The organism is Calothrix sp. CCY 0018, assembly GCF_963920925.1.
Classification (GTDB): domain Bacteria; phylum Cyanobacteriota; class Cyanobacteriia; order Cyanobacteriales; family Nostocaceae; genus Rivularia.
The window spans coordinates 1-3,067 of sequence record NZ_CAWUDI010000101.1 but is presented as its reverse complement, the minus strand read 5'-3'; the positions used below and the strand labels follow the sequence as shown (position 1 = coordinate 3,067).

At 37.5% G+C, this 3,067-nt stretch carries 4 protein-coding genes and 3 pseudogenes; 3 read left to right on the top strand and 4 right to left on the bottom strand.

Annotated elements, in window-relative coordinates; genetic code table 11:
* Positions 1–88: 88 nt before the first annotated feature.
* Positions 89–190, top strand: a pseudogene (locus ACM03V_RS34275) (YgjP-like metallopeptidase domain-containing protein); the annotation flags it as partial.
* 40 nt (positions 191–230) lie between these two features.
* Here ACM03V_RS34275 and ACM03V_RS34270 read toward each other — a convergent pair.
* The 4 genes and pseudogenes from ACM03V_RS34270 to ACM03V_RS34255 all read right to left on the bottom strand — a co-directional run.
* Complete coding sequence (locus tag ACM03V_RS34270) at positions 231–392, bottom strand: type II toxin-antitoxin system RelE family toxin (protein WP_414625276.1); 162 nt, start codon at positions 390–392, stop codon at positions 231–233.
* 6 nt (positions 393–398) lie between these two features.
* Positions 399–494, bottom strand: coding sequence for a type II toxin-antitoxin system RelE family toxin (locus tag ACM03V_RS34265; protein WP_414625275.1), 96 nt, complete (start codon positions 492–494; stop codon positions 399–401).
* Positions 491–688: a hypothetical protein gene (locus ACM03V_RS34260; protein WP_414625274.1), complete on the bottom strand. Its 198-nt coding sequence runs from the start codon at positions 686–688 to the stop codon at positions 491–493. Before ACM03V_RS34260 ends, ACM03V_RS34265 begins: the two co-directional genes overlap by 4 nt.
* Before the next feature lie 408 nt (positions 689–1,096).
* A pseudogene (locus tag ACM03V_RS34255) lies at positions 1,097–1,399 on the bottom strand (NTPase (NACHT family)); the annotation flags it as partial.
* Between the two features lie 155 nt (positions 1,400–1,554).
* On the opposite strand from ACM03V_RS34255, the pseudogene ACM03V_RS34250 reads away from it, so the two are divergent.
* Both ACM03V_RS34250 and ACM03V_RS34245 read left to right on the top strand, forming a co-directional pair.
* Positions 1,555–1,935, top strand: a pseudogene (locus ACM03V_RS34250) (DEAD/DEAH box helicase); the annotation flags it as partial.
* A gap of 159 nt (positions 1,936–2,094) precedes the next feature.
* Positions 2,095–3,027, top strand: a complete 933-nt coding sequence (locus tag ACM03V_RS34245) for a hypothetical protein (protein ID WP_414625273.1) — start codon at positions 2,095–2,097, stop codon at positions 3,025–3,027.
* The last annotated feature ends 40 nt before the right edge of the window (positions 3,028–3,067 follow it).

Genomic DNA, 3,067 nt, shown 5'->3' with positions numbered 1-3,067 from the left:
GAGAGTTAGACTTTGGGTGCTACCTAAGTTTACTCTGGAAGCAGTTTCTCAGTGTATTTAGACCTGAGAGTGTCAATTAGTACAACCACTACACAACCAAGACTTTTGGGATAAAGTAGAGCGAATTTTACCCGATTGGGAAGAGAGAAAAGAATGGCTCGCGAAAAATGGGGCTGTTTTTACGCTGTAACTTATTTTGTTATCTCCAACACTGCAATAAAAGTGTTCGATCAACTTTCATCTCGGTAAACTTCCCGACGATGTTTTACTTTAACAACACTCACCAATACAATATCATCATCTATTTGATAAACAATTCGATAATCGCCGACTCGAATACGATACAAATCATCATCCTGTAACTTTTTAACTTCATTTGGGCGAGGTTCTATTGCTAATTATTGAATTTTTGTATCGATTCGTTCTTTAATATCTGTTGGTAGTTTTTTGAGTTGCTTTGATGCACCCTTAGTAAATTCAACTTGATAATTCACGCAGTTTCTCTCTTATATTCTTCCCATGAGATTGTTCCGTTTTGCTTTGCATCTGCTAACTCAGCGCGAGCATCTCTAATATCTTCTTCATCCTCTAATAATTCTAAAACTTTTTCTAAAGTACTTTCGGGTGCTATATCTAAATGTGCGGATATTAATTGAATTAAATCTTGACGTTTGGTTTTCGTTTCCATAGTTATTTGTGTTTATTCCTTATACTTAATTATAGACTTATTAATAATTAGATACTGAATATTTCTTATTTTACCCAATCTAAATCTGTATTTGGTTGAAAATAAATTGATACTGAGAAACAAGTATTGATTTGATCAAACAACTACAATATTGGGAAAAATCATGATTCAAGCAATTGATTCAGAACAGATATTCGTTTTAAATATCAAGGAAATCGCGTTAAAAGAGGTTTATTCAAATCCGCGCAAGGAATAAAAATTAATGCCGATTTGAATGGTTCTTTGAATATTCTGAGAAAAGTAGTTGGGGATTCTGTTTTTAACAGAGACTCAGTAGAGAGGCTTGTAGTTAGTCCAGTAAGGTTTAAACCTTATAAAGCTTGAGTAGATTTGTCTACAAAATTAGTAACTATAATCCCCATTTGCATTACGAATCAGCATCGTCTGCCCCATCATGTCATAATGCCAGTGGTCTAAATCGTTTTGTTCTTGCACCATAGAACCAAACAAGCGCCGAATGCGATCGGGAAACAACTTGTAATTAATGCTCATTTGGTCGGTTGAAAGCATTTCCCAAGATAATTCGCACAAGAAATACAGTTTATCTGCCAAAGAAGTAAACGTGCGTTCGGCTTTGATATCCCGTTCCATCTTCCGTCGCACTGCATACAAATAAACCCGCGACATATCCACAGGTTTACCCGCTTCAATAGACATCTCCGGAAAACATTTCTATGGTTTTAAATTACACACAAACCGCGAGCCCCCCTACCCCCCTTCCCTATGAGGGAATGGGGGTTTTAAGCCTCTCCCCCAGTGGGGGAGAGGTTTGGATGCAGTTCTTTTTCAATTCCTGCGATGTCTAATATCAATATTTAGATGGTAGTACTCCGACGAAAGAAAGGAAAAAACGGGTGGATGCTTTTCAAGGTGGGGAGGGAGATGTATTCTTGATTAGTTTAAAAGCAGGAGGTACTGGTCTTAATTTAACCGCTGCCGATTACGTAATTCACATCGACCCCTGGTGGAATCCGGCAGTGGAAGACCAAGCCTCAGACTGCGCTCATCGCATTGGACAGCAGCGTCCGGTAACTATTTACCGCTTGGTAGCAAAGGATACTATTGAAGATAAAATTGTGGATTTGCATCATCATAAACGAGATTTGGCGGATAGTTTATTCGAAGATGCTGATGTTAGCGGTAAAATATCTACGACTGAGTTGTTGGAGTTGATTCAACAGAAATAGGTTAACTCCTCCTTAAAACACAGAAAGTGCATAACCATAACTTGCTCAGAGCTAAGAATTAATGACAGCTAAGGAAACTTGAGAAATGTGTATCAGAAACATTATTGTATATTTACTTATTAATTTAAGATGCGCTCGTATACTAATGATTTATTACCGATGACTAATCCATCAATATACTGGACATTAGTAAGGATTGATGCTGCGGGCGATCGCCAAGTTCAGTCTATTCCATCAGCGCAGACATTTTTTGATCGGGTATTTGCCTCTGTTACGAATGCTGGCAATCTTTCAAGCCGTGATATCCAGTCGCAGCTTTTAGATTTATATCAAGATACGTCTGGCTTGATGCCTTCGGCATCAAGCTCTGCTTATCGCCGCATTAATGCACAACGCACTCTACTATGCTTTATTTCTTGGGAAATCGACAAGGTTTGCTTGAATTTAGCAAAGCAGTTTGGTGCTACTGGGGGTTTCACAAGTCGGGATTTACTTCCCTATGTACTTGATGATGATGGTAGGTTGCAGCCGAAAAGTTCTTATCAATGCTATTCTTTACAAATATTAAATAGTTTTGATATAAATCAAAGTAGTTTATCCTCGTGGACAAATAGAAAGGTAAAACAGCATCCCGCTCTAAGTAAATTTTTGTTGGAATGTGGAATTTACCTTTTGAGTGATTGGGCAATTCTTAACGATACCCAACCAAAACAGTTGGAACGTATTTTAAGTCAATTTCACTCGTTAACTGCAACCGAAATTCAAAAATATAAATTGTTGTTGTCAAGTTATCATACAGTTTATCGCGCCCAAAGGTTACAGCAACGTAAAACGAGGAAAACAAGTAAATGTCAACCACCAAATATAGAACAATTGCAGCAAATTAGCGATAAATCTAGTATCAAAGCAGATAATTTGATGGCACAATTGCAACAATTAGCCGGATATCTGCGAGAATATAGAATTCACGTTAGAGGTGGTTCTTTAGCTACAGAATCTATAGATACTGCTGATGTCAATAATTATAATTCTTTAGCTGCTATAAATCCTACCGATAGCGAAGAAAGTCAAACCAGCGTATCCGCTCAGTAAATCGGGGTAAGACGAAAAATAAGAATTAACAAAGGTACAA

Bases quoted from the DNA above. Each gene is read 5' to 3' on its own strand.
- ACM03V_RS34260 (WP_414625274.1), bottom strand. From the start codon at position 688: ATGGAAACGAAAACCAAACGTCAAGATTTAATTCAATTAATATCCGCA.
- ACM03V_RS34245 (WP_414625273.1), top strand. From the start codon at position 2,095: ATGACTAATCCATCAATATACTGGACATTAGTAAGGATTGATGCTGCG.